Origin of the sequence: Variovorax sp. Root434, from assembly GCF_001426595.1 — a bacterium.
In the GTDB taxonomy this organism is placed as follows: Bacteria; Pseudomonadota; Gammaproteobacteria; order Burkholderiales; family Burkholderiaceae_C; genus Variovorax.
In genome coordinates this window covers 600,966-625,363 of record NZ_LMEK01000025.1, presented here as the reverse complement: position 1 = coordinate 625,363, position 24,398 = coordinate 600,966, and the positions used below count along the sequence as shown (strand labels likewise).

General features: G+C 67.1%; 22 protein-coding genes. 19 read left to right on the top strand and 3 right to left on the bottom strand.

The features are described 5' to 3' along the window. The first annotated feature begins 25 nt into the window (after window positions 1–25). Window positions 26–862, top strand: coding sequence for an AraC family transcriptional regulator (locus ASD05_RS23615; protein WP_056597590.1), 837 nt, complete (start codon window positions 26–28; stop codon window positions 860–862). Window positions 863–865: 3 nt separating this feature from the next. On the opposite strand, the gene ASD05_RS23610 is transcribed toward ASD05_RS23615, so the two are convergent. Continuing rightward, complete coding sequence (locus ASD05_RS23610) at window positions 866–1,753, bottom strand: LysR family transcriptional regulator (RefSeq protein ID WP_056597589.1); 888 nt, start codon at window positions 1,751–1,753, stop codon at window positions 866–868. A 108-nt stretch (window positions 1,754–1,861) separates the two neighbouring features. Between ASD05_RS23610 and ASD05_RS23605 the strand changes: the two genes are divergently transcribed. The 13 genes from ASD05_RS23605 to ASD05_RS23545 all read left to right on the top strand — a co-directional run bounded on the left by ASD05_RS23605 (window position 1,862) and on the right by ASD05_RS23545 (window position 15,547). Further along, on the top strand, window positions 1,862–2,620 hold the full coding sequence (locus tag ASD05_RS23605) for an SDR family oxidoreductase (RefSeq protein ID WP_056597588.1): 759 nt from the start codon (window positions 1,862–1,864) through the stop codon (window positions 2,618–2,620). A gap of 139 nt (window positions 2,621–2,759) precedes the next feature. Next, a complete protein-coding gene (locus tag ASD05_RS23600; RefSeq protein ID WP_056597587.1) occupies window positions 2,760–3,446 on the top strand; it encodes a TetR/AcrR family transcriptional regulator in 687 nt (228 codons plus the stop codon). Window positions 3,447–3,519: 73 nt separating this feature from the next. Beyond that, window positions 3,520–5,316, top strand: coding sequence for an acyl-CoA dehydrogenase C-terminal domain-containing protein (locus ASD05_RS23595; RefSeq protein WP_007834069.1), 1,797 nt, complete (start codon window positions 3,520–3,522; stop codon window positions 5,314–5,316). A gap of 46 nt (window positions 5,317–5,362) precedes the next feature. Further along, window positions 5,363–5,797: a DUF2147 domain-containing protein gene (locus ASD05_RS23590; RefSeq protein ID WP_056597586.1), complete on the top strand. Its 435-nt coding sequence runs from the start codon at window positions 5,363–5,365 to the stop codon at window positions 5,795–5,797. Window positions 5,798–5,837: 40 nt separating this feature from the next. Next, the gene (locus ASD05_RS23585; RefSeq protein WP_056597585.1) at window positions 5,838–8,237 is read left to right on the top strand and encodes a 3-hydroxyacyl-CoA dehydrogenase/enoyl-CoA hydratase family protein; all 2,400 of its coding nucleotides are present in this window, start codon (window positions 5,838–5,840) and stop codon (window positions 8,235–8,237) included. A 59-nt stretch (window positions 8,238–8,296) separates the two neighbouring features. Beyond that, on the top strand, window positions 8,297–8,713 hold the full coding sequence (locus tag ASD05_RS29720; protein ID WP_157610243.1) for an endonuclease domain-containing protein: 417 nt from the start codon (window positions 8,297–8,299) through the stop codon (window positions 8,711–8,713). Further along, window positions 8,710–9,906: an acetyl-CoA C-acyltransferase gene (locus ASD05_RS23580; RefSeq protein WP_056597584.1), complete on the top strand. Its 1,197-nt coding sequence runs from the start codon at window positions 8,710–8,712 to the stop codon at window positions 9,904–9,906. Before ASD05_RS29720 ends, ASD05_RS23580 begins: the two co-directional genes overlap by 4 nt. Before the next feature lie 130 nt (window positions 9,907–10,036). Next, window positions 10,037–10,936: an alpha/beta fold hydrolase gene (locus tag ASD05_RS23575; protein ID WP_056597583.1), complete on the top strand. Its 900-nt coding sequence runs from the start codon at window positions 10,037–10,039 to the stop codon at window positions 10,934–10,936. A gap of 29 nt (window positions 10,937–10,965) precedes the next feature. Then, entirely contained in the window at window positions 10,966–11,802 is an 837-nt protein-coding gene (locus ASD05_RS23570; protein WP_056597582.1) for an acyl-CoA thioesterase, read from the top strand. A gap of 5 nt (window positions 11,803–11,807) precedes the next feature. Beyond that, window positions 11,808–12,554: an SDR family oxidoreductase gene (locus ASD05_RS23565; protein ID WP_157610242.1), complete on the top strand. Its 747-nt coding sequence runs from the start codon at window positions 11,808–11,810 to the stop codon at window positions 12,552–12,554. A gap of 306 nt (window positions 12,555–12,860) precedes the next feature. Further along, entirely contained in the window at window positions 12,861–13,454 is a 594-nt protein-coding gene (locus ASD05_RS23555) for a 2-hydroxychromene-2-carboxylate isomerase (RefSeq protein ID WP_056597579.1), read from the top strand. A gap of 38 nt (window positions 13,455–13,492) precedes the next feature. Beyond that, window positions 13,493–14,257, top strand: coding sequence for an enoyl-CoA hydratase (locus ASD05_RS23550; protein WP_056597578.1), 765 nt, complete (start codon window positions 13,493–13,495; stop codon window positions 14,255–14,257). Between the two features lie 183 nt (window positions 14,258–14,440). After that, entirely contained in the window at window positions 14,441–15,547 is a 1,107-nt protein-coding gene (locus ASD05_RS23545; protein ID WP_056597967.1) for an ABC transporter substrate-binding protein, read from the top strand. Window positions 15,548–15,553: 6 nt separating this feature from the next. On the opposite strand, the gene ASD05_RS23540 is transcribed toward ASD05_RS23545, so the two are convergent. Further along, entirely contained in the window at window positions 15,554–15,979 is a 426-nt protein-coding gene (locus tag ASD05_RS23540) for an acyl-CoA thioesterase (RefSeq protein WP_007834091.1), read from the bottom strand. 41 nt (window positions 15,980–16,020) lie between these two features. Between ASD05_RS23540 and ASD05_RS23535 the strand changes: the two genes are divergently transcribed. Together ASD05_RS23535 and ASD05_RS23530 are read left to right on the top strand one after the other, a co-directional pair. After that, window positions 16,021–17,853: an ABCB family ABC transporter ATP-binding protein/permease gene (locus ASD05_RS23535; RefSeq protein WP_056597577.1), complete on the top strand. Its 1,833-nt coding sequence runs from the start codon at window positions 16,021–16,023 to the stop codon at window positions 17,851–17,853. 40 nt (window positions 17,854–17,893) lie between these two features. After that, window positions 17,894–18,832, top strand: coding sequence for a 2-hydroxyacid dehydrogenase (locus ASD05_RS23530; protein ID WP_056597576.1), 939 nt, complete (start codon window positions 17,894–17,896; stop codon window positions 18,830–18,832). Between the two features lie 281 nt (window positions 18,833–19,113). Here ASD05_RS23530 and ASD05_RS23525 read toward each other — a convergent pair whose 3' ends face one another. Continuing rightward, complete coding sequence (locus ASD05_RS23525) at window positions 19,114–20,559, bottom strand: amidase (protein ID WP_056597575.1); 1,446 nt, start codon at window positions 20,557–20,559, stop codon at window positions 19,114–19,116. A gap of 60 nt (window positions 20,560–20,619) precedes the next feature. Here ASD05_RS23525 and ASD05_RS23520 point away from each other — a divergent pair, with 60 nt between their 5' ends. The 3 genes from ASD05_RS23520 to ASD05_RS23510 all read left to right on the top strand — a co-directional run bounded on the left by ASD05_RS23520 (window position 20,620) and on the right by ASD05_RS23510 (window position 24,303). Continuing rightward, the gene (locus ASD05_RS23520; RefSeq protein WP_056597574.1) at window positions 20,620–21,609 is read left to right on the top strand and encodes a LysR substrate-binding domain-containing protein; all 990 of its coding nucleotides are present in this window, start codon (window positions 20,620–20,622) and stop codon (window positions 21,607–21,609) included. A 171-nt stretch (window positions 21,610–21,780) separates the two neighbouring features. Then, window positions 21,781–23,235 carry an aspartate ammonia-lyase gene (locus ASD05_RS23515; RefSeq protein WP_056597573.1) on the top strand — a complete coding sequence of 485 codons (1,455 nt, stop codon included), beginning with the start codon at window positions 21,781–21,783 and terminating at the stop codon, window positions 23,233–23,235. A gap of 168 nt (window positions 23,236–23,403) precedes the next feature. Then, window positions 23,404–24,303: an amino acid ABC transporter substrate-binding protein gene (locus tag ASD05_RS23510; protein ID WP_056597572.1), complete on the top strand. Its 900-nt coding sequence runs from the start codon at window positions 23,404–23,406 to the stop codon at window positions 24,301–24,303. Window positions 24,304–24,398: the final 95 nt, after the last annotated feature.

The window sequence follows — 24,398 nt, the reverse complement described above, 5'->3', positions numbered from 1 at the left end:
GACTCGTTTTGAGATCATCCGGCGGATGAAAGCGCCGCCGGACCATCGATCGCGGGTGTTCGGCACGCCCTGGGAGGGCGTGCACGGCACCGCGATCGAGAGTGCCCGCCACTACGGCCGGCACTGGCATTCGACCTACGGCGTCGGTCTGCTCGACCATGGCGCGCAAAGCTCGGCCAGCGGCCGTGGCAAGGTCGATGCCTATGCGGGCGACCTGATCACCACCAACCCCGGCGAAGTACACGACGGCCGGCCGCTCGGCGGCCCGTCGCGGCGTTGGCGCATGGTGTATTTCGATGTGGCCGTGATGGCGGACATGCGCGCAGGCGTTGCGGACGCCGGCATCGAATTCACGCGGCCCGTGCTCCAGGACGCGCGGCTGCTCCATACGCTGCGCCGCCTGTTCGCCCGCCTCGACGAGTGGCGCCGTGCCACGGGCAACTCCGCAGGCGCCGAAGCTCTGGCCTGCGAAGAATCGCTGGCCGAAGTCTGCGGCGTGTTGCTCGACGCCCATTCCACCGCCGTTGCGCTGCCCGAGATCGGTGGCGATGTGCGGCTGGTGCGCGAGCGCCTCGCCGACGACTTGCTCGCCGCGCCCACGCTCGACGAACTCGCCGCGATGACTGGCCTCGGCAAGTACCAGGTGCTGCGGCGCTTCGAGAAGGCCTATGGCGTGCCGCCCCACGCGTGGCTCCTGCTGCAGCGCGCCGAACGCGCACGCGGCCTGATCCGCCGCGGCACAGGCCTCGCGGACGCCGCTGCTGCAAGCGGCTTCGCGGACCAGAGCCACATGACGCGCATCTTCGCGCGCCAGTTCGGCTTCACGCCCGGCGCGTGGCAGAGGACGTGCGGCTTGCCGTAGCGTTCAGCGCAGCACGCGGATCAGTTCGTCGTAGACCAGCCGTACGCGCGCCGGCACCGGCGCGCGCTGCGAGCGGTACACGTAGATCGGCCACGGCTCCGGCGCGTCGGCTTCGAGCACCGGCACCAGCGCGCCCGATTCGAGCCAGGGCTCGGCCAGTGCCCCGATCAACTGGGCGAAGCCCAAGCCCGCGAGCACCGCGGCGCACTCGGCATCGAAGTCGTCGGTAACGAAGGCCGGCGACGTCACCATCAGCTGCCGCCCCTTGCTGAAGATCAGCGGCCAGGGGCGGCCCGACCTGCGGTCGATCAGTGCGGTGAGCGGCAGCGCCGCGAGCGCGTCCAGCTTCTTTGGCACGCCCGTGCGCGCGACGAGTGCGGGCGCGGCCACCACGTGCAGCGCCATCTTTCCCACCGGCCGCGCAACGAAGCGTGCGTCGCGCAGCGGGCCCACGCGCACGCCGATGTCGATCTGCTGATCCACCACGTCGGCATGCTCCTCCGACACGCGCAGGTCCAGCACCAGGCCGGGGTGTGCGGCGAGCATCGGCGCCAGCGCCTGCGGAATGAGCCGGCGTCCGAAGATGCCCGGCGCAGTGACCCGCACCGTGCCCGCGTGTTGCGATGGCGCGCGCCTGTCGGTGCGGTGAAAGAGGTCGTCCACGCCGCCCACTGCCACGCGCGCCCGCTCCGCGAGTTGCCGGCCGAAGTCGGTGAGCTGCACGCCGCGCGTACTGCGGTGAAAAAGCGGCTCGCCCAGTTCTTCTTCCAGCTCGCGCACCGCACGCGTCACCACCTGCGGCGACACGGACAGGCGCACCGCAGCTTCGCGGAAGTTGGCGGCATCGGCAGCGGTGAAAAAGACGCGCAGGGCTTCGAGGCGGTTGGACACGGGGTGTTCCTTTTTGAGGAATTCTGAAGTCGCCAGAGTTTCATTTACTGGAACGCCTGGATTTTCCACACTGCATGCACTTCTTCAAAACACCCGAAAGGAATTTCCATGACATCCGTTCAAGACAACATCAAGGGCAAGGTCGCCATCGTCACCGGCGCGAGCAGCGGGCTCGGCGAATCGACGGCGCGCCACCTTGCCGCGCGCGGCGCCAAGGTGGTGCTCGCGGCGCGCCGCACCGACCGGCTCGACAAGCTCGTCGCCGAGATCCGCGAAGCCGGCGGCGAGGCCATTGCCGTGGCGACCGACGTGTCGAAGCGCGCCGAACTCGACAAGCTCGCTACCGCCACCATCGAAGCCTTCGGCCGCATCGACGTGCTGGTCAACAACGCGGGCGTGATGCCGCTGTCGCCGCTCGAGAAACTCAAGGTCGACGAGTGGGACCGCACCATCGACGTCAACATCAAGGGAGTGCTCTACGGCATTGCCGCTGTGCTGCCGCGCATGCAGGCGCAGGGCAGCGGGCATATCGTCAACGTCGCTTCCATTGCGGGGCTGAAGGTGTTCACGCCCATCGGCACGGTGTACAGCGCCACCAAGCATGCGGTGCGCGCCATCTCCGAGGGCCTGCGTGTGGAGGTGGGCAACAGCGGCGTGCGCGTGACCATCGTGTCGCCCGGGGCGGTCGATTCGGAGCTGAAATTCGGCAGCAGCGATGCCGAGAGCGCGGCTGGCGTGAAGGCGTTCTACGACGCCAACCAGATCCCTGCGGATTCGGTGGCGCGCGCCATCGTCTACGCGGTGGAACAGCCGGCGAACGTGGACATCAACGAAGTCGTGCTGCGGCCGGTGTCGCAGGAGTTCTGAAAGGAAGTGGCAGGGACGGGGCCGGTTGCGGCCCGTCCCGCGTCAATTAACCTTCAAACGCTGAAGGTTTCTTGTGGCCGAAAGTGCAAAGCCCTGCAAAATAGAACGACCGTTCGTTTTTTTGCGGGGAAATTCCACGATGTCCGCCACAGCCGTTTCCGCCAAGCCCGTCCGCGCCGCCCAGAAGGGCCAGCAGACCAAGGCCGTCATCGTCGACGCCGCGCTGGCGCTGGCCGCGCAGATCGGGCTGGAGGGCCTGTCGATCGGCGCCGTGGCCGAAATCACCAAGATGAGCAAGTCGGGCGTGTTCGCCCACTTCGGCTCGCGCGAGGAACTACAGATCTCGGTGGTGCGCGAATACCACGCGCGCTTCGAGCAGGAGGTGTTCTTTCCCGCCCTCCAGGCGCCGCGCGGCCTGCCGCGCCTGCGCGCCATGTTCGCCAACTGGATGAAGCGCACCTCGACCGAGATCGACTCGGGCTGCATCTACATCAGCGGCGCCTCCGAATTCGACGACCGCCCGGGTCCGGTGCGCGACGCGCTGGTCGAGTCGGTCAGCATCTGGCAGGCAGCCGTGCTGCGCGCCATCGTGCAGGCACAGAGCGAAGGCCACCTGCGCGCCGACGCCGACGAGCGCCAGGTGGCGTTCGAGATCCACGGCCTGATCCTCGCGCTGCATTACGAAGCTCGCTTTCTTCAGGTGCCTGGCTCCATCGGCCGCGCCAACGTCGGCTTCGACAACATCCTCGCGCGCAGCGCCACGCCCGACGCGCCGAAGGCCGGGGCCACCGCGCCGGCGGCCCGCCGCCTCAAGACCGTGCGCTGAGGCGCGCGGCCTGTCCCCTTTTCTGTTTTCCCCTTTTTCTTTTTCTATCTAGCTTCGACCAGGAGAGTCCCGGATGCCTACCTACAACCCACCCGTGCGCGACATGCAGTTCGTGCTGCATGAAGTGCTCAACGTCGCCGAGGAACTCAAGGCGCTGCCGGCCCATGCCGAGACCGATGCCGACACCATCAACGCGGTGATCGAGGAAGCCGGCAAGTTCGCTGCCGAGGTGACCTTTCCGCTGAACATCAGTGGCGACGAAGAAGGCTGCGTGCTCGACAAGACCACGCACGAAGTGAAGACGCCCAAGGGCTTCAAGGACGCCTACGCCAAGTACGTCGAAGGCGGCTGGCCCGCGCTGTCGTGCGACCCTGCCTTCGGCGGCCAGGGCCTGCCCTTCGTGGTGAACCAGTGCCTGTTCGAGATGCTCAACAGCGCCAACCAGGCCTGGACCATGTACCCCGGCCTCTCGCACGGCGCGTACGAAGCGCTGGTGGCGCACGGTACCGACGAACAGAAGAAGACCTACCTGCCCAAGCTCACGAGCGGCGAGTGGACCGGCACCATGTGCCTGACAGAACCCCATTGCGGCACCGACCTGGGCCTCTTGCGCACCAAGGCCGAGCCGCAGCCCGACGGCACCTACCGCATCACCGGCAGCAAGATCTTCATCTCGGCCGGCGAGCACGACATGACGAGCAACATCATTCACCTGGTGCTGGCCCGCCTGCCCGATGCGCCCAAGGGCAGCAAGGGCATCAGCCTGTTCGTGGTGCCGAAGTTCAAGGTCAAGGCCGACGGCTCGCTCGGCGAGCGCAACCCGATCTTCTGTGCCGGCCTGGAGCACAAGATGGGCATCCACGGCAACGCCACCGCGCAGATCGTGATCGAGGGCGCCACCGGCACGCTGGTGGGCGAGCCCAACAAGGGCCTGGCCGCGATGTTCGTGATGATGAACGCCGCGCGCCTGGGCGTGGGCAACCAGTCGCTGGGCCTGACCGAAGTGGCTTATCAAAACGCACTGGCCTACGCGAAAGACCGCGTGCAGATGCGCTCGCTCTCGGGCGTGAAGGCCAAGGACAAGGAAGCCGATCCCATCATCGTGCATCCCGACGTGCGCAAGATGCTGCTCACCGCCAAGGCGTACGCCGAAGGCGGCCGCGCGCTGCAGATCTTCTGCACGCTGCTGCTCGACAAGGAACACAACCATCCCGACGAGAAGGTGCGCAAGGACTCGGGCGAGCTGGTCGCGCTGCTCACGCCTATCGTCAAGGCCTTCATCACCGACAACGGCCACATCTCCACCAACGCCTGCATGCAGGTGTTCGGCGGCCACGGCTTCATCAAGGAATGGGGCATGGAGCAGTTCGTGCGCGACAACCGCATCAACATGATCTATGAAGGCACCAACACCATCCAGTCGCTGGACCTGCTGGGCCGCAAGGTCCTGGGCAACAACGGCGCGTCGCTGAAGAAGTTCGGCAAGCTCGTGGGCAAGCTGGTGGAAGAAGAGGGTGTGAACGAGAAGATGGCCGAGTTCATCAACCCGATCGCGATGCTGGGCGACCAGCTCACCAAGTTCACGACCGAGATCGGCTTCAAGGGCTTCCAGAACCCCGACGAAGTGGGCGCCGCCGCCGTCGACTACCTGCGCGTGGCCGGCCACTTCGTGTTCGGCTATCTGTTCGCCCGCATGGCACAGGTCGCGCTGCGCGAAATTGCCGCAGGCAACACCGACCCGTTCTACGTCGCCAAGCTGCAGACCGCACGCTTCTATTTCGCCAAGCTGTTCCCCGAGACCGCGACGCTGATGCGCACCGCGCGCGCCGGCAGCAAGGTGCTGATGGACACCGACGCGGCACTGGCCTGAGCGGCAGTACCGTCTCGTCTTCCTTCAACTCCAGGAGCCGCCGATCATGAAAACAACACTCGCAGCCATCCTGTTCACCGTCACGGCCGCTTCGGCCATGGCCCAGAGCACGCCGGTGGGCCTGTGGCGCAACGTGGACGACAAGACCGGCGAGGTCAAGGCCGAGATCAGCATCGCGGAGACCCACGGCGCGCTGTCCGGGCGCATCGAGAAGGCGCTGGGCAAGGATGCCAAGCCCGGCGCGGTCTGCAGCGAATGCAGCGACGACCGCAAGGACAAGCCCATGGTCGGCCTCGACATCATCCGCGGCGGCAAGAAGGCCGAGAACAAGGACGTCTGGGAAGGCGGAAAGATCCTCGACCCCGAGAACGGCAAGGAATACCGCGCGAGCTTCACGCCCATCGAGGGCGGCAAGAAGCTCGAGGTGCGCGGCTACCTGGGCCCGTTCTGGCGTACCCAAACCTGGAACCGCGCGCAGTAACCAAGTCTGCGCGCAACCTATCCAAGAAATACCAAGCAACATGTCCCGATTTCAAGTGAAGAAGGTCGCCGTGCTCGGCGCCGGCGTGATGGGCGCGCAGATTGCGGCCCATCTCGTCAACGTGCGCGTGCCCGTCGTGCTGTTCGATCTGGCGGCAAAAGAAGGCCCGAAGAACGGCATCGTCACGCGCGCCATCGACAACCTCAAGAAGCTCAAGCCCGCGCCGCTCGGCGACGTGGCCGATGCCGTGTTGATCGAACAGGCCAACTACGAAGACGACCTCGCCAAGCTCGGCGAGTGCGACCTCGTCATCGAAGCCATTGCCGAGCGCATGGACTGGAAGCTCGATCTGTACAAGAAGATCGCGCCCCACGTGGCCAAGCATTCGATCCTGGCCTCGAACACCTCCGGTCTCTCGATCACCAAGCTGAGTGAGGCGCTGCCCGAAGCGCTGAAGCCGCGCTTCTGCGGCATTCACTTCTTCAACCCGCCGCGCTACATGTTCCTGGTGGAGCTGATCAACACGCCCACCACGCAGCCGCAGGTGCTCGACGACCTCGAGGCCTTCGTCACCAGCACGCTGGGCAAGGGCGTGGTGCGCGCGCACGACACGCCCAACTTCATCGCCAACCGCGTCGGCATCGCCGGCATGCTGGCCACGCTGAAGGAAGTCGAGAAGTTCGGCCTCACGCCCGACGTGGTGGACGACCTCACGGGCAAGAAGCTGGGCCGCGCCAGCTCGGGCACCTTCCGCACCGCCGACGTGGTGGGCCTGGACACCATGGCCCACGTCGTGAAGACGCTGCAGGACAACCTCAACGCCGAGAGCGATCCGTTCTATGCCAACTTCGCGACGCCGCCGGTGCTCGCCAAGCTGCTGGAGCTGGGCAACCTGGGCCAGAAGACCAAGGCCGGCTTCTTCAAGAAGGCCGGCCGCGACATCCTGCGCTTCGACCTGAAGAGCGGCGAGTACGTGCCCGCCGGCGCCAAGGCCGACGAGGTGTACGGCCGCATGCTGAAGAAGCCCGCGGGCGAGCGCCTGAAGCTGCTGCGCGAGAGCGAAGGGCCGCAGGGCCAGTTCCTCTGGGCCATCTTGCGTGATGGCTTCCACTACGCCGCCGTGCACCTGGGCGACATCGCCGAGAGCGCGCGCGACATCGACTTCGCGATGCGCTGGGGCTTCGGCATGAAGCAGGGCCCGTTCGAGCTCTGGCAGGAAGCAGGCTGGGCGGAGGTCGCGAAATGGGTGCAGGAAGACATCGACGCCGGCAAGGCGCTGAGCAGCGCACCGCTGCCCAAGTGGGTGTTCGAAGGCCCGGTGGCCGAGGCTGGCGGCGTGCACACGCCCGAAGGCTCGTGGAGCGCGTCGCAGAACAAGTTCGTGCCGCAGCGCAAGCTGCCCGTGCATGACCGCCAGCTGTTCCCGGAAAGCGTGCTCGGTGCGAATGCGGCCGACGCCAACACCGCGGGCACCACAATCAGCGACGAAGGCGATGTGCGCGTGTGGACGCTGGATGGTGAAGTGCTCATCGCGAGCATCCATTCGAAGATGCACGCCATCAGCCCTGACGTGGCCGAGGCGCTGGGCGCCGCAGTCGACCTGGCCGAAGCCGAATACAAGGGCCTCGTGATCTGGTCGCCCGATGAGATGTTCTCGGTCGGCGCCGACCTGCAGGCGATGCTGCCGGCCTTCGTGGTCGCGGGCATCGGCGCGGTGGAGGGCGCCGAGCAGGAACTGCAGAGCGTGATGCTCAAGATCCGCTACGCCAGCGTGCCGGTGATCTCCGCGGTGCGCGGCATGGCGCTGGGCGGCGGCTGCGAGCTGGCCATCCACTCGGCCAAACGGGTCGCGGCAATGGAAAGCTACATCGGCCTGGTCGAAGTCGGCGTGGGCCTGATCCCCGGCGCAGGCGGCTTGACCTACATCGCGCGCCGCGCGGCCGAGAACGCCTCGGCCTCGACAGGTACCGACCTGCTGCCCTTCCTCACCGAAGGCTTCACCGCGGCCGCGATGGCCAAGGTGGGCACCGGCGCGCTCGACTCGAAGAAGCTCGGGTATTTGCTCGACAGCGACGTGATCGTGCCGAACAAGGACGAGCTGCTGTACGTGGCGCTGCAGCAGGCCAAGGCCATGGCCGACGCCGGCTACCGCGCACCGCTGCGCCGCAGCTTCCGCGTGGCGGGCCGCAGCGGCGCCGCGACCATCAAGGGCCAGCTCGTGAACATGCGCGACGGCGGCTTCATCAGCGCGCACGACTTCCACATCGCGAGCCTGATCGCGAACGTGGTGACCGGCGGTGATGTGGATGCGGGATCGCTCGTGACCGAGGAGTACCTGATGGCACTGGAACGCAAGGCGTTCTGCTCGCTGATCGTGCATCCGAAGACGCAGGAGCGGATCATGGGGATGCTGAGCACGGGGAAGCCGGTGCGTAACTGACGAGGTTTCCCCTTCCTCCTTCCCCCTCTGGGGGAAGGCCGGGATGGGGGCATCGGCCTATGCAAAACCAATCCACTCCCAAAGCACAGCAGAACGCCCGCGTCCTGCGACGCGAGATGACCGATTCCGAGCGCAGGCTCTGGAGCGGGATTCGAAGCGAACAACTGGGGGTGAAATTTCGTCGCCAGCATCCCATTGGAAATTACATCGCCGACTTCGCGTGCCTTGATCCCTTGCTGATCGTCGAACTCGACGGATCGCAGCACCAGACGCAAGAAGCCTATGACGCACGACGCGACGCTTTCCTGCGCGCTGAAGGGTTCGATGTGCTGCGATTTGGATCGAACGATCCGTTTGTCAATTTTGAAGGGGTGTTGCAGGCCATCGTCAATCGACTGGGTGAATTGACGGCCGCTTGCCCCCATCCCAACCTTCCCCCGGAGGGGGAAGGAGCCAAATCCAGGAGCCATCCATGAAACAGATTCAAGACGCCTACATCGTCTCCGCCACCCGCACCCCCATCGGCAAGTCGCACCGCGGCTACTTCCGCAACTACCGCCCCGACGACCTGCTCGCGACCACGCTGCGCGCCGCGCTCGCCGCAGTGCCCAGCCTCGACCCGAAGGCCATCGAAGACATCATCTGCGGCTGCGCGATTCCCGAATCGCAGCAGGGCCTGAACGTCGCGCGCATCGGCGCCGTGCTGGCGGGCCTGCCGACCAGCGTCGGTGGCATCACGGTGAACCGCTTCTGCGCCTCGGGCCTTTCCGCTGTGCAGATGGCGGCGGACCGCATCCGCGTCGGCGAGGCCGACGTGATGATCGCGGCTGGCGTCGAGAGCATGAGCATGGTGCCGATGATGGGCAACTCGCCCTCGCTGTCGCCCTCCATCTTCGAGCGCGAAGGCGACGTGGGCATTGCCTACGGCATGGGCCTCACGGCCGAGAAGGTCGCGCAGCAGTGGAAGGTGAGCCGCGAGGCGCAGGACGAGTTCGCGCTCGCCTCGCACCAGAAGGCGCTGGCCGCGCAGAAGGCCGGCAAGTTCGCCGACGAGATCACGCCCATCGAAGTGACCGACCGCGCGCCCAACCTGGAGACCGGCGAGTCGATTGCCAAGACCCGCACCGTGAACCTCGACGAAGGCGCGCGCCCCGACACCAGCATCGAAGGCCTCGCCAAGCTGCGCACCGTGTTCGCCGCGCGCGGCACGGTCACGGCCGGCAACAGCTCGCAGACCTCGGACGGCGCCGGCGCGCTGATCCTCGCGAGCGAGAAGGCGGTGAAGCAGTACGGCCTCACGCCGCTCGCGCGCTTCGTGAGCTTCGCCAGCAAGGGCGTGCCGCCGCACATCATGGGCATCGGCCCGATCGAGGCGATTCCGGCCGCGCTGCGCTATGCCGGCCTGAAGCACGAGGACATCGACTGGTTCGAGCTCAACGAAGCCTTCGCCGCGCAATCGCTTGCGGTGATCAACACGCTGGGCCTCGATCCGTCGAAGGTCAACCCGATGGGCGGCGCGATTGCGCTGGGCCATCCGCTCGGCGCGACCGGCGCCATCCGTTCGGCGACTGTGGTGCATGCGCTGCGCCGCGAGAACCTCAAGTACGGCATGGTCACGATGTGCGTGGGCATGGGCCAGGGCGCTGCGGGGATCTTCGAAAGGGTTTGAGCAAACCCCCAGGCTTCGCGCACTTCGTGTCGCTGCGCCAACCCCCTTGCAGGGGGCAACACCTGCGGCCCGGCGAAGCCGGTTCCGCGGTGTTTCGCGAATGAGCCGTGACCGTTTTGGAGAAACGAGCATGCATCAGGAAGTTCTGAAGGTCGACGGCGGCGCACAGCAACTGGCGGTGCGCCACTACGAACCCGCCGGCACGCCTCGCGCCAGCATCGTGATCGGTGGCGCGATGGGCGTGCGCCAGTCCTTCTACGAGCCCTTCGCGCGATGGCTCGCGCAGCAGGGCCTGCGCGTCTGGACCTTCGACTACCGGGGCTCGGGCGACTCGCGCGGCAATGCACCGCTGCGCGGCTTCAAGGCCGACCTGCTCGACTGGGCTTGCGACTACGAATCGGTGATCGACGCGGCCAAGGCGGCGCTGCCCGGCCAGCCGCTCTACCTGCTGGGCCACAGCCTCGGCGCGCAGCTGCCGGGCTTCCTGCAGCGTCCCGAGCAGGTCGACGGCCTCGTCAGCATCGCCGCGGGCAGCGGTTACTGGCGCGAGAACGCACCCAAGCTCAAGCGCAGCATCCTCTATTTCTGGTTCGTGCTCGTGCCGCTGGTCACGCGGCTGTGCGGCTACTTCCCGGGCCGCCGGCTGAAGAAGGTCGGCGACCTGCCGCGCGGCGTGATCCTGCAATGGCGGCGCTGGTGCCTGAACCCGCGCTACAGCGTCGGCGCGGAAGGCGAGGCGGCACTGCGCAGCTACGGCCGCGTGCGCTTCCCGGTGCTCGCGCTGTCGATGACCGACGACGAACTCATGACGCTCGCCGGCACCGAAAGCCTCGTGAGCTTCTATGCCGGCGCGCCGAGCGCGGTGGAGCGCATAGCGCCGGCCGACGTGCAGGCCCGGCGCATCGGCCACTTCGGCTTCTTCCGCGAGCAGTTCAGCCAGAGCCTCTGGCCGAGCACGCTCGACAAGCTGCACCGGCTGGCCTCGCTTACTGCGCTGCAGCACGCCAACGTCCCGCACACGACTGCGTGACGCCATCCACCGGAGGCACACTGCCGATCATGACGACGAGCACGCACCCCTTCGACAAGGCCCTGGCGATCCACCACAGCGACATCCGCGTGGGGCACTTCACGGGAATGACCAGTCCCGACTACTGGAACATGGTCGGCCCTTTCGGCGGCACCACCGCGGCGCTGGCGCTGCAGGCGGTGCTGAAGCATCCCGACCTGCTCGGTGTGCCGATCGCGCTCACGGTGAACTACGCGGCGGCGCTCGAAGCCGGCGCGTTCGACATCCAGGCCACCGCCGTGCGCACCAACCGCTCGACGCAGCACTGGACGGTGCAGATCACGCAGGCCGGCCCCGGCGGAGCGCCAAGCATGACGACCACCGCCACCGTGGTGACCGCCGTGCGCCGCGAGACCTGGAACGGCAACGACCTGCCGATGCCCGAGGTGCCGCGGCCCGAGATGGTCGAGCGCATGAGCATCGGCCCGTCGGGCGTGGCGTGGATCGGCCAGTACGAGATGCGGCCGATCAGCGGCAGCATTCCTGCGAAATGGGACGGCAGCGGCCATCACAGCGAGAGCCGGCTCTGGGTGCGCGATGCGCAGCAACGCGCGCTCGACTTCGCCTCGCTCGCGGCCATGAGCGACCTGTTCTTCCCGCGCGTGTGGCTGCGCCGCGCCACGCGGGTGCCGGTGGGCACGGTGTCGATCACCACGTATTTCCATGCCGATGCGGCGCAGCTGGCCGAGGTCGGCACGGGCTACCTGCTCGGCAGCGCGACGGGGCAGCAGTTCAGCAGCGGCTTCTTCGACCAGGCTGCGCAGCTCTGGAGCGAAGGCGGCACGTTGCTCGCCACTTCCAACCAGATCGTCTACTACAAGGAATGACCGTCATGGCGCTCACCAAGGCTGCACTCATCGTGGGCGCGGGCGACGCCACCGGCGGCGCCATTGCCCGCCGCTTCGCGCGCGAAGGCTTCGCCACCTGCGTCACGCGGCGCAGCCTCGACAAGCTGCAGCCGCTGGTGGCGCAGATCGAGGCCGACGGCGGCCGCGCACATGCCTTCGCCTGCGACGCGCGCAAGGAAGAGGAGGTGGTTGCGCTCGTCGAGCAGATCGAGTCGACGGTAGGGCCGATCGAGGTGATGGTGTTCAACATCGGGGCCAACGTGCCCGAGAGCATCCTGAGCGAGACCGCGCGCAAGTACTTCAAGGTGTGGGAGATGGCCTGCTTCTCGGGCTTTCTCAACGGGCGCGAGGTGGCCAAGCGGATGGTGGCGCGCGACATGCCGGAAGGCGGGCATCGCGGCACGATCATCTTCACGGGCGCGACGGCATCGCTGCGCGGTGCGGTCAACTTCGGCGCCTTCTCGGGCGCGAAGATGGCACTGCGCGCGCTGGCCCAGTCGATGGCGCGCGAACTGGGGCCGCAAGGCATTCACGTAGCGCACGTGGTGGTCGACGGCGCCATCGACACCGAGTTCATCCGCAGCAACTTTCCCGAGCGCTATGCACTGAAGGAAAGCGACGGCATCCTGAACCCGGACCATATCGCCGACAGCTACTGGATGCTGCATTCGCAACCGCGCGATGCATGGACGCACGAGCTCGATCTGCGGCCCTGGTCCGAGAAATTCTGAGATGACGGCTTGCTGTTCGAATCGCCGGGTTTGGGGTGCTTCCTTGCTCCGCGAATGTCCCCCGGCCTTCGGCCTCCTCCTTTATTTCGCTGCGCAAGGCACCCCGCCAGCGTGATCGATCAGAGCACTTGTTGATCGGCCAGCACGACGGCGGCGCCCATCGTGCACAGGGCACCGGGTGCTCCCCGCAGCGAAATAAAGGAGGAGCCGAAGGCGGGGGACATTCGCGGAGGGGAGTACCCGGTGGCCTGAGCACGCGCCCTGAACAGCAGCTCTCGAACGCAAAGCTCCCTTGAGAAGGCACCCATGACCAAATCTGTTGACTTCTATTTCGACTTCGGCAGCCCCGCCGCCTACCTGGCCGCAACGCAGCTGCCGCACGTATGCGCCGACACCGGCGCCGAGCTGGTGTGGAAGCCCATGCTGCTGGGCGGCGTGTTCCAGGCCACGGGCAACCATTCGCCCGCCGAGATCAAGCCCAAGGGCCCGTACATGACCGTCGACCTGCAGCGCTTCGCGAAGCGCTACGGCGTGCCCTTCGTGCACAACCCGCACTTCCCCATCAACACGCTGCTGCTGATGCGCGGCGCTACCGGCATCCAGATGAAGGAGCCGGCGCGCTTCGGTGCGTATGTCGACGCGGTCTTCCACGCGATGTGGGTCGAGCCGAAGAATCTCAACGACCCGGCAATCGTCGGTGCCGTCTTGCAGAATGCGGGCTTCGACGCCGCGGGCCTGCTCGCGCTGGCCGGGGCGCAGGAAACCAAGGACCGCCTCAAGGCCGTCACACAGGAAGCCGTGGAGCGCGGCGTGTTCGGCGCTCCCACCATGTTCGTCGGCAGCGAGATGTTCTGGGGGCAAGACCGCCTCGATTTCGTCCGCGAAGCCCTTTGCGCCTGACTGCGGCGCCAATCCATCCATTCATCCAAGGACCACCCATGAGCGACATCCTCGTCCACACCGAAGCCGGTGTGATGACCCTCACTTTCAACCGCGTCGACAAGAAGAACTCGATCACCAGCGGCATGTACGCCGAACTGGCCGATGCGCTGGCCACCGCCGAGAGCGATGCGGCCGTGCGCTGCGTGCTGATCCAGGGCGACCCGACGATCTTCAGCGCGGGCAACGACATCGGCGACTTCCTCAACGCCCCGCCGTCCACGCAGGAGTCGCCGGTGTTCCGCTTCCTGCGCGGCATCGCGACCTTCCCCAAGCCCATCGTCGCGGCCGTGTGCGGCCCGGCCGTGGGCATCGGCACCACGATGCTGTTCCACTGCGACCTCGTCTACGCGGGCGACAACGCCGCCTTCTCGATGCCCTTCGTGAACCTCGGCCTGTGCCCCGAAGCGGCGTCCAGCCTGCTGGTGCCGCAGATGCTGGGTTACCACCGTGCGGCCGAGGCGCTGTTGCTGGGCGAGCCCTTCATGGCCGAGGCCGCGCTGGAGGTGGGCCTGGTCAACCGCGTGGTGCCGCCGACCGAGGCCAACGCCATCGCGCAGACGCAGGCCCGCAAGCTCGCCGCCAAGCCGCTGAGCGCGCTGGTGGAAACCAAGCGCCTGCTGAAGAAGGCGCAGATGCCCGCCGTGCTGGAGCGCATGGGCGAGGAGGGTGCGAGCTTCGGCCGCATGCTGCGCGAACCGGCGGCGCGCGAGGCCTTCGGCGCGTTCATGGAGAAGCGCAAGCCGGATTTCTCCAAGGTCTGACGCGCCTCCCGGGCCGGGGCCTGCATACGTACACTGCGCGGCGTGCAAGAGAAAAGAACCCCCGCAACGCCCGGCCCGCAGGCAAATAATGCTACTGAAAAAGTAGCATTTCGCATTTCGCGCCGGCGTACTTTCGGTTTGCTGGCAGGTGCCCTGGCAGCCCCCTCGCTGGCCTTGGCGCGGGTGCGCCCGCTGCGCATCGGCGTCATCGGTTCGTGGTCCGGCCCTTATGCGGGCGGTGGCCGGCAGTTCGATGCCGGCATGGCCGTCTGGCTGGCGGCACACAACCAGAATATCGCGGGCCGGCCGGTCGAACTGCTGCGGCGCGATGTGCCCGGCAGCGCGCCCGACCAGGCGCGCCGCCATGCGCTGGACCTCGTGGAAAGCGAGCGCGTCGACCTGCTGGCGGGCCTGGATTTCAGCTCCAACGCCTATGCCGTGGGCAGCGTTGCCACGCAGGCGAAGCTGCCCCTGGTGGTGATGAACGCGGCCTCTTCGGGCATCACGGCGCGCTGCCCGTTCGCGGTGCGGGTGTCCTTCACCATCGGGCAGGTCACGCTGCCGCTGGCGCGCTGGGCACTCCAGCAAGGCTTGCGCGACGTCTGCACCGTGGTGGCCGACTACGCCTCGGGCGTCGATGCCGAAAGCGCTTTCGTATCGGGCATCACCGCGGGTGGAGGTCGGGTCGGCGCGATGCTGCGGGTGCCGCTGGCCACGCTCGACTACTCGGCCTACATGCTGCGGCTGCGCGAACTCAAGCCACAGGCGGTGTTCTTCTTCCTGCCGTCGGGGCAGATGCCGGCCACCTTCCTGAAGTTCTGGCGCGACCGCGGCATGGCCGACGCCGGCATCCGCCTGCTCGCGACCGGCGACGCCACCGACGACCACTACCTCGAGGGCATCGGCGAGCTGGCCGACGGGCTCGTCACCAGCCACCACTATTCATTCGCGCACGAGTCGCCGGCCAACCGCCGGTTCACGTCGGCGTTCCAGGCGGAGTACGGCGATCACCTGCGTCCGGGATATTTCGCGGTCGCGGCCCACGATGCGCTCGCGGCCATCGACGCGGCGATGGCCTCGCCCGCGGCGCACGGTGGCGCGGTTGGCGAGCGGCTGGTGGACGCGTTCCGGGGTGTGCGGCTCGACAGCCCGCGCGGCCCGATAGAGATCGACGCGCACACGCGGGACATCGTGCAGACCGTGTACATCCGCCGCGTCGAGCGCCGCGAGGGGCGCTGGGTCAACCGCGAGTTCGAGCACTTCGAGCGCGTACGCGACCCGGGCGTCTGAGCTCGTTCAGGGCTGTTGCTCGATCACCCGCGGGCGGCCGTTGTCGTCGATCGCCACGTAGGTGAAGGTGGCCTGCGTCACCTTGATGTACTCGCCCTGCGCACGGAAGCGCTCGGCGAACACCTCGACCGTCACCGTGACCGAGGTGCGCCCGATGCGCACCAGCTTCGAATAGAACGAAAGAATGTCGCCCAGCCGCACCGGCTGCTTGAAGATGAATTCGTTGACCGCCACCGTGGCCTGGCGGCCCTTGGCGTAGCGAGCCGGAATCACCGAGCCGGCCAGGTCGCACTGCGCCATGACCCAGCCGCCGAAGATGTCGCCGTTGGCGTTGCAGTCCGCCGGCATCGGAATGACCTTGAGCACCAGCTCCATGTCGGTGGGCAGGCTTTTGAGGGTGGCCGCGGCGGCGGCACTGGAAGTATCTGACATGGGCACAATCTGGAACAAACAAGCAACCACGATTGTCCCCTATGCGCCGCAGCGGCGAAGCCCTTCCTTCCCCCCACACGGCCGGCAGCCATCCGCCGGCGCGCAGCGACCGTTCCGACTGGGCGACCCTTCGCCGTCTGTTCCCCTACCTCTGGCAGTACAAGTGGCGGGTGGCCGCGGCGCTGGGCTTCATGGTGGGCGCCAAGGTTGCCAACGTCGGCGTGCCGGTGCTGTTGAAGAACCTGGTCGACACGATGACGCCCAAGCCTGACATGGCGCAGGCGCTGCTCATCGTGCCCATCGGGCTGCTGCTGGCCTACGGGTTGCTGCGCTTCTCGACCTCGCTGTTCGGCGAGCTGCGCGAGCTGATCTTCGCCAAGGCCACCGAGGGCACGGCGCGGCAGATCGCGCTGGAGGTGTTCCGCCACCTGCATTCGCTGAGCCTGCGCTTCCACCTGGAGCGCCAGACCGGCGGCATGACGCGCGACATCGAGCGCGGCACGCGCGGCGTGCACTCGCTGATCTCGATGTCGCTCTACAGCATCGTGCCGACCATCATCGAACTGGTGCTGGTGCTCACCATCCTGGGCGTGAAGTTCGACTCGCTGTTCGTCTGGATCACGGCGGCCGCGCTGGTGCTGTACATCACGTTCACCGTCACGGTGACCGAGTGGCGCACGCAGTTCCGCAAGACCATGAACGAGCTCGACTCGGTGGCGCAGAGCCGCGCGGTCGATTCGCTGCTGAACTACGAGACCGTCAAGTACTTCAATAACGAGGACTTCGAGGCCGGCCGCTACGACGCCAGCCTCGACCGCTACCGCAAGGCCGCCATCAAGAGCCAGCGCACGCTGAGCATGCTCAACACCGGCCAGCAGGCGCTGATCGCCATCAGCCTGGTGCTGATGCTGTGGCGCGCCACCTCGGGCGTGGTCGACGGGCGCATGACGCTGGGCGACTTGGTGATGGTCAACGCCTTCATGATCCAGCTCTACATTCCGCTCAACTTTCTGGGCGTGATCTACCGCGAGATCAAGCAGAGCCTGACCGACCTCGACAAGATGTTCGTGCTGATGGAGAAGGAGCGCGAGGTGCGCGACGCGCCCGGCTCGCAGCCGCTGGCCGGCGCCGACGCCACCGTGCGCTTCGAGGACGTGAGCTTCGCCTACGAGCCCGCACGCCCCATCCTCAAGCACGTGAGCTTCGAAATCCCGGCCGGCAAGACGGTGGCCGTGGTCGGCCCCTCGGGCTCGGGCAAGTCCACGCTCGCGCGGCTGCTCTACCGCTTCTACGACGTGCAGCAGGGCCGCATCACGATCGGCGGCGAGGACATCCGCGCAGTCACGCAGTCGAGCGTGCGCCGCGCGATCGGCATCGTGCCGCAGGACACGGTGCTGTTCAACGACACGGTCGAATACAACATCGCCTATGGCCGCCCGGGCGCCTCGCGCGAAGAGGTGGAGGCCGCCGCCCGCGCCGCGCGCATCCACGACTTCATCTCGGCCACGCCCAAGGGCTACGACACCACCGTGGGCGAGCGCGGGCTCAAGCTCTCGGGCGGCGAGAAGCAGCGCGTGGCCATCGCGCGCACGCTGCTGAAGAACCCGCCGATCGTGATCTTCGACGAGGCCACTTCGGCGCTCGACTCGGCCAATGAGCGCGCCATCCAGTCGGAGCTGAAGAGCGCCGCGCAGGACAAGACCACGCTGGTCATCGCGCACCGCCTGTCGACGGTGGTCGACGCGCACGAGATCCTGGTGCTGGAAGCCGGCGTGATCGTCGAGCGCGGCACGCACGCCGAGCTGCTCGCGAAGCAGGGCCGTTATGCCCAGATGTGGGCTTTGCAGAAGAGCGAAGCGGCGCCGCTGATGTAGCGCGATCATCCATTTCATTTTTTCGTTCAGGAGTTCCCACGTGTCGACCAAGATTCCCCTGCTGGTGCTCAACAGCCTGTCGAGCGCCCACCAGGCCCAGATTGCCGAGGTCTACGACATGACCTATGCCTTCGGCGACGTGCAGCGCGCGGCTGCCATCGCCGAGCACGGCAAGAAGTTCCGCGCGGTGCTGACCATCGGCGTCATCGGCATCACGCCCGAGGAGATCGCGGCCATGCCGGCGGTGGAGCTGATCTGCTGCATGGGCGCGGGCTACGAGGGCGTGCCGCTCGAGGTGACGCGTGCGCGCGGCATCGCCACGGCCAACGGCGCGGGCACCAACGACGACTGCGTGGCCGATCACGCCTTCGGCCTGCTGATCGGCATCGTGCGCGAGTTCCGCAAGCTCGACCGGCTGTGCCGCGAAGGCGTGTGGCGCGAAGCGATTCCGCAGCCGCCGAACGTGTCGGGCAAGAAGCTGGGCATCCTGGGGATGGGCACCATCGGACAGAAGATCGCGAAGCGGGCGGCGGCGTTCGACATGGAGGTCGGCTATCACAACCGCAAGCCGAAGGAAGGCTCCGCGCACCGCTACTTCGACGACCTGAAGTCGATGGCAGGCTGGGCCGACTTCCTGGTGCTGGCCGCGCCGGGCGGACCCGCGACGAAGCATCTGGTCAATGCCGAAGTGCTCGACGCGCTGGGGCCGCAGGGCTACCTGGTGAGCATCGGGCGCGGCAGCGTGGTCGATACCGAGGCGCTGGCGGCGGCATTGCGCGAGAACCGCATTGCGGGAGCCGGCCTCGACGTGTACGAGAGCGAGCCGAAGCGGCCCGAGCCGCTGGTCGGCCTCGACAACGTGCTGCTGACGCCGCACATGGCCGGCTGGTCGCCCGAGGCGACGCAGAAGTCGGTGGACCATTTCCTTGCGAATGCCGAAGGGCACTTCGCGGGGCGCGGCGTCCTCACCCCCATCTGATGCCTTGCTCCTTCCCCCTCTGGGGGAAGGTTGGGATGGGGGCAGGCAGAGCGCCCGATGGATACGCCGCTTGCCCCCACCCCAGCCCTCCCCCAGCGGGGGAGGGAGTCAAGCCAAGACCGGAGGGCAATGGGAAGCTCCGTCAGCGTGAGCGAGTGACGATCTCCATCCAGCATCTTGCTCCTTCCCCCTCTGGGGGAAGGTTGGGATGGGGGCAGGCAGAGCGCCCAATGGATACGCCGCGTGCCCCTACCCCAGCCCTCCCCCAGCGGGGGAGGGAGTCAAGCCAATACGGGAGGGCGCTGCGAAGCCCAGCCGCATGCCTGGTCATACGCATGCCCAAGCCGCAGCACATCGAGGTCCGCGTGGATCGGCCCCGCCAGCTGCAGCCCCATCGGCAACCCGCCTTCGCCGAAGCCGGCGCGCACATTCAGCGTTGGCAGCCCCGCCAGCGTGAACGGCGTGACGATCTCCATCCAGCGGTGGTACGTGTCGCTCGCCACGCCAGCGACTTCCTTCGGCCAGTGCATTTCCGCGTCGAACGGAAACACCTGCGCGGTCGGCGCCAGCACGAAGTCGAAGCGCTCGAACAGCCTGAGGAACGCGCGGTACACGTTCGAGCGGTAAACCGAGGCCTGGTAGAGCGAGGCCGCATCCAGGTGACGGCTCTGCTCGATCTCCCATTGCGCCTCGGGCTTGAGCTGCGCGAACAGCTTCGGGTCGCTCAGGTAGGCGCCCAGCTTGCCGCCCACCAGCAGCTGCCTCAACCGCAGCCATGCGCTCCAGTTGTGCTCGCGTGGCACGTCGAGCGTGCAGGGCTCGACCTCGCAGCCGATGGTGCGGAAGGTGTCGAGCGCCTTCTCGCCCAGTTCGCGGATGCCGGGCGCGAGCGGCAGGTCGGGCCAGATGCTGCCGAGCCAGCCGATGCGCAGTCCCTTGCCGTCGCCGTCGAGCTGCAGTGCATCGGGCGAGGGCAGGGCGTTGGGCGACGACAGCGGCACGCGCGTGTCGAAGCCGGCCTGCACCGCCAGCAGCCGCGCCGCGTCTTCCACCGTGCGCGCCATCGGGCCTTCGCAGCCCAGCTGCTGGAAGAAGAGTTCCTCGTCCGGATTGCCCGGCACGCGTCCGCGCGAGGGCCGCATGCCGATCACGTTGTTGAAGGCCGCGGGGTTGCGCAGCGATCCCATCATGTCGCTGCCGTCCGCCACGGGCAGCATGCCCAGGGCCAGCGCCACGGCGGCGCCACCGCTGCTGCCGCCTGCGCTGCGATCGGGCGCGTAGGCGTTGCGCGTGATGCCGAACACCGTGTTGTAGGTGTGCGAGCCGAGCCCGAACTCGGGCGTGTTGGTCTTGCCGATCACGATGGCGCCGGCTGCCCTGGCGCGCGCCACGTGCAGGCTGTCGGTGCGTGCCGGCGAGCGCGGCGACAACGGCGAACCCATCGAGGTCGGCAGGCCTGCGGCATGGCTCAGGTCCTTTACCGCCAGCGGAAAGCCGTGCATCCAGCCGCGCCGTTCGCCGCGTGCAAGTTCGGCGTCGCGCTCGCCGGCCTCGGCCAGCAGCTGCGCCGGATCGCGCAGCGACACGATGGCGTTGAAGCGCGGGTTCAGCGCCTCGATGCGGGCCAGCGAGGCCTGCATCGTTTCGCGGCAGGACACGTCGCGCGCGGCGATGCGGCGGGAGAGTTCGGTGGCGCTGAGGGCGAGCAGGTCGTCGGCTGAAGGCATGGCGAGTGCGGGAAAAGGAGGGGCGTCCAGTATGGCGCGGCGCTCGCATAATCGCCGCGTATGGAAACAAAGTGGCTCGAAGACTTCATCAGCCTGGCGGAAACCCGCAGCTTCAGCCGCTCGGCTCAATTGAGACACGTGACGCAGCCCGCGTTCTCGCGCCGCATCCAGGCGCTCGAGGGCTGGGCCGGCACCGACCTGGTCGATCGCAGCTCCTACCCCACGCGCCTCACGCCCGCGGGCCAGACGCTCTACGGCCAGGCCATCGAGATGCTGCAGTCGCTGCAGAGCACCCGCGCCATGCTGCGCGGCCATTCGGCCGCCGGGCAGGACGTGATCGAGATCGCGGTTCCGCACACGCTGGCCTTCACCTTCTTCCCCTCGTGGGTGACCAGCCTGCGCGAGCATTTCGGGCCGATCAAGAGCCGCCTCATCGCGCTCAACGTGCATGACGCGGTGCTGCGGCTGGTCGAGGGCAGCTGCGACCTGCTGATCGCCTATCACCACCCCTCGCAGCCGCTGCAGCTCGACGCCAACAAGTACGAGATGGTCAGCCTCGGCGAGGAAACCGTGGCCCCCTGGGTCAAGGCCGACGCCGAAGGCGCGCCGCGCTACCGGCTGCCGGGGCGCCCCGGCCAGCCTCTGCCGTACCTGGGCTACGCGCCCGGCGCCTACCTGGGCCGCGTGGTCGACCAGCTGCTGAAGGAGTCGGGCACCGCCATTCACCTCGACCGGGTCTACGAGACCGACATGGCCGAAGGCCTGAAGGTCATGGCGCTCGAAGGCCATGGCATCGCCTTTTTGCCGCAGAGCGCGGTGCGCAAGGAGATCAAGGCGCGCAAGCTCGTGAGTGCGCTGCCGCCCGAGATCGACAGCCTGGAGGCGACGATGGAGATCCGCGCCTACCGCGAGCGGCCCGGCATGGCGGCCCCGCTAAGGGCCGGTGGCGGCCGCGCTGCGAAGGCTTCGACCGCCGAGGGCCTGCAGCCCAAACGCACTGCCGATGCGTTATGGTCTTATTTGGTCGGCACCCAGCCCCAGCGTCGATGACCGGATTTTGTGCAACGCACAATCTATAAATGCCACGCATAGGACACCCCGCAAACGGCATTGGCGCCCTTGAACCGGCGCCACTACAGTCGCGGCAGTTTTTTTGCCGTTGCAAGCAGCACGACCCGGCACGCGCCCTGCGCGTGCTTTTTTTTAAGCCGAGGAACCTCCATGAGCTCCAATTTCAGGACTGAACACGACTTCCTCGGCGACAAGCAGATCCCCGCCGTCGCCTACTGGGGCGTGCACACGGCGCGCGCGGTCGAGAACTTCCCCATCTCCGGCACGCGCATCTCGGCCATGCCCGACCTGGTGCGTGCGCTGGCCTACGTGAAGAAGGCCGCCACCCGCGCCAACGCCGACCTGGGCGCCATCGACCGCGACCGCGCGGCGGCCATCATCCTGGCCTGCGAGGACCTCATCGACGGCAAGCTGCTCGACGAGTTCGTGGTCGACGTGATCCAGGGCGGCGCGGGCACCTCGACCAACATGAACGCCAACGAGGTCATCTGCAACCTCGCGCTCGAGAAGCTGGGCCACGAGAAGGCGCGCTACGACGTGCTGCACCCCAACGACCACGTCAACGCCTCGCAGAGCACCAACGACGTGTACCCCACGGCGGTGCGCCTGGCGCTGTGGTTCGCCATCGACCGGCTGCTCGAATCGATGGCGTCGCTGCGCCGCAGCTTCGAGGCCAAGGCGCTCGAGTTCAAGGACATCCTCAAGATCGGCCGCACGCAGCTGCAGGACGCCGTGCCGATGACGCTGGGCCAGGAGTTCCTGACCTACGCGATCATGATCGGCGAAGACGAGGCCCGGCTGGGCGAGGCACGCGCCCTCATCGAGGAAATCAACCTCGGCGCGACCGCCATCGGCACCGGCATCAACGCGCCACACGGCTACGCGAACCTCGCCTGCCAGTACCTCGCCGAACAGACCGGCGTGCCGCTCAAGCAGGCCGCCAACCTCATCGAGGCCACGCAGGACACGGGCGCCTTCGTGCAGCTGTCGGGTGTGCTCAAGCGCGTGGCGACCAAGCTCAGCAAGACCTGCAACGACCTGCGCCTGCTGTCCAGTGGCCCGCAGGCCGGCTTCGGCGAGATCCGGCTGCCGGCGCGGCAGGCGGGCTCGTCGATCATGCCGGGCAAGGTCAACCCGGTGATCCCGGAAGTGATGAACCAGGTCGCCTTCGAGGTCATCGGCAACGACATCACCGTGACGCTGGCGTCCGAGGCCGGGCAGCTGCAGCTCAACGCCTTCGAGCCGATCATGGGCTGGAGCCTGTTCAAGAGCATCCAGCACCTGAGCCGGGCCTGCAACACGCTGGAGAAGAACTGCGTCGTCGGCATCGAGGCCAACCGCGAGTTCCTCGCCAAGCGGGTGCGCGAATCGGTCACGCTGGTCACGGCGCTCAACCCGCTCATCGGTTACGAGAAGGCCGCGCTCATTGCCAAGACCGCGCTCGCCACGGGCGGGCCGATCGACCTGGTGGCCGAGTCGCTGGGCATCATGACGCGCGCCGAGATGGACGCGCTGCTCGTGCCCGAGAACCTGACGCAGCCGGTGCGTCTGTCGGTGGCGCCGGTTCCGCCGGCTGCCGAGCCTTCGGGCACAAAGGCTGCTTAGTGAAAGTCGGACAATGCCAGGAGGCAGGATCGCACCAGGCTGGCGCTGCAATGCGCATGGCCGGTGCAGCGTGGGTGTGAATGCACCGGGTTGGTCCGGGTATCACGCAAAATGTGAATGTCTAGAATTTAGTTGTATCTGTTTCAGTCACCCTCAGGAGTTTTCTGTATGAAAAAACAAGCAATGGCATTGGCAATCGCGGCGCTCGCCACCAGCGGCGTCTTCGCTCAGGCCAATGACACCCTGGCCAAGATCAAGGCTTCGGGCACCATCACCGAAGGCGTGCGTGAATCCTCGGGCCTGTCGTACACGCTGGGCAACGGCCAATACACCGGCTTCCACTACGACGTCTGCGCCAACATCATCAAGGACCTCGAGAAGTCCATCGGCAAGAAGCTCGAAGTCAAGTACCAGCCCGTGACCTCGCAGAACCGCATTCCCCTGGTGCAGAACGGCACCGTGGACATCGAGTGCGGCTCCACCACCAACAACGCCACCCGCCAGAAGGACGTGGCCTTCGGCGTGACCACCTACGTCGAAGAAACCAAGATCGTCGTCAAGGCCAACTCGGGCATCCACTCGCTGGCCGACCTGAAGGACAAGACGGTCGCCACCACCACCGGCACCACGCCGCTGCAGACCGTGCGCAAGCAGAAGCGCGCCGAGAACCTGACCTTCAAGGAGGTCTACGGCAAGGACCACTCCGACAGCTTCCTGCTGCTGGAAACCGGCCGTGCCGACGCCTTCGTGATGGACGGCTCGATCCTGGCCGCGCTGGCCGCCAAGTCGAAGTCGCCCAAGGACTACAAGATCCTGCCGGACGTGCTGGCCGTCGAACCCATCGGCATCATGATCCGCAAGGACGACCCGGCCTTCAAGAAGGCCGTGGACGACAGCATCAAGGCACAGGCCAAGTCGGGCGAGCTCGCCAAGCTGTATGACAAGTGGTTCCTGAAGCCGATCCCGCCGGCTGGCGTGACCATCGGCCTGCCGCTGGGCGAAGCCACCAAGAACGCCTGGGCCAACCCGAACGACAAGCCGGCCGAAGAGTACGTCACCAAGGAATAAGCGCGCGTCGCTGCGTGATGACGCCCACCTTTCGCGGTGGGCGTTTCTTTTCAAGGGACTGGTTTTCGAAGAGACGGTGAAGAAGGAGTAAATAC

What these genes read in the sequence shown, in the direction of transcription:
- ASD05_RS23615 (WP_056597590.1), top strand. Translation starts at nt 26, where the DNA reads ATGAAAGCGCCGCCGGACCATCGATCGCGGGTGTTCGGCACGCCCTGG.
- ASD05_RS23605 (WP_056597588.1), top strand. Translation starts at nt 1,862, where the DNA reads ATGACATCCGTTCAAGACAACATCAAGGGCAAGGTCGCCATCGTCACC.
- ASD05_RS23600 (WP_056597587.1), top strand. Translation starts at nt 2,760, where the DNA reads ATGTCCGCCACAGCCGTTTCCGCCAAGCCCGTCCGCGCCGCCCAGAAG.
- ASD05_RS23595 (WP_007834069.1), top strand. Translation starts at nt 3,520, where the DNA reads ATGCCTACCTACAACCCACCCGTGCGCGACATGCAGTTCGTGCTGCAT.
- ASD05_RS23590 (WP_056597586.1), top strand. Translation starts at nt 5,363, where the DNA reads ATGAAAACAACACTCGCAGCCATCCTGTTCACCGTCACGGCCGCTTCG.
- ASD05_RS23585 (WP_056597585.1), top strand. Translation starts at nt 5,838, where the DNA reads ATGTCCCGATTTCAAGTGAAGAAGGTCGCCGTGCTCGGCGCCGGCGTG.
- ASD05_RS29720 (WP_157610243.1), top strand. Translation starts at nt 8,297, where the DNA reads ATGCAAAACCAATCCACTCCCAAAGCACAGCAGAACGCCCGCGTCCTG.
- ASD05_RS23580 (WP_056597584.1), top strand. Translation starts at nt 8,710, where the DNA reads ATGAAACAGATTCAAGACGCCTACATCGTCTCCGCCACCCGCACCCCC.
- ASD05_RS23575 (WP_056597583.1), top strand. Translation starts at nt 10,037, where the DNA reads ATGCATCAGGAAGTTCTGAAGGTCGACGGCGGCGCACAGCAACTGGCG.
- ASD05_RS23570 (WP_056597582.1), top strand. Translation starts at nt 10,966, where the DNA reads ATGACGACGAGCACGCACCCCTTCGACAAGGCCCTGGCGATCCACCAC.
- ASD05_RS23565 (WP_157610242.1), top strand. Translation starts at nt 11,808, where the DNA reads ATGGCGCTCACCAAGGCTGCACTCATCGTGGGCGCGGGCGACGCCACC.
- ASD05_RS23555 (WP_056597579.1), top strand. Translation starts at nt 12,861, where the DNA reads ATGACCAAATCTGTTGACTTCTATTTCGACTTCGGCAGCCCCGCCGCC.
- ASD05_RS23550 (WP_056597578.1), top strand. Translation starts at nt 13,493, where the DNA reads ATGAGCGACATCCTCGTCCACACCGAAGCCGGTGTGATGACCCTCACT.
- ASD05_RS23540 (WP_007834091.1), bottom strand. Translation starts at nt 15,979, where the DNA reads ATGTCAGATACTTCCAGTGCCGCCGCCGCGGCCACCCTCAAAAGCCTG.
- ASD05_RS23535 (WP_056597577.1), top strand. Translation starts at nt 16,021, where the DNA reads ATGCGCCGCAGCGGCGAAGCCCTTCCTTCCCCCCACACGGCCGGCAGC.
- ASD05_RS23525 (WP_056597575.1), bottom strand. Translation starts at nt 20,559, where the DNA reads ATGCCTTCAGCCGACGACCTGCTCGCCCTCAGCGCCACCGAACTCTCC.
- ASD05_RS23520 (WP_056597574.1), top strand. Translation starts at nt 20,620, where the DNA reads ATGGAAACAAAGTGGCTCGAAGACTTCATCAGCCTGGCGGAAACCCGC.
- ASD05_RS23515 (WP_056597573.1), top strand. Translation starts at nt 21,781, where the DNA reads ATGAGCTCCAATTTCAGGACTGAACACGACTTCCTCGGCGACAAGCAG.
- ASD05_RS23510 (WP_056597572.1), top strand. Translation starts at nt 23,404, where the DNA reads ATGAAAAAACAAGCAATGGCATTGGCAATCGCGGCGCTCGCCACCAGC.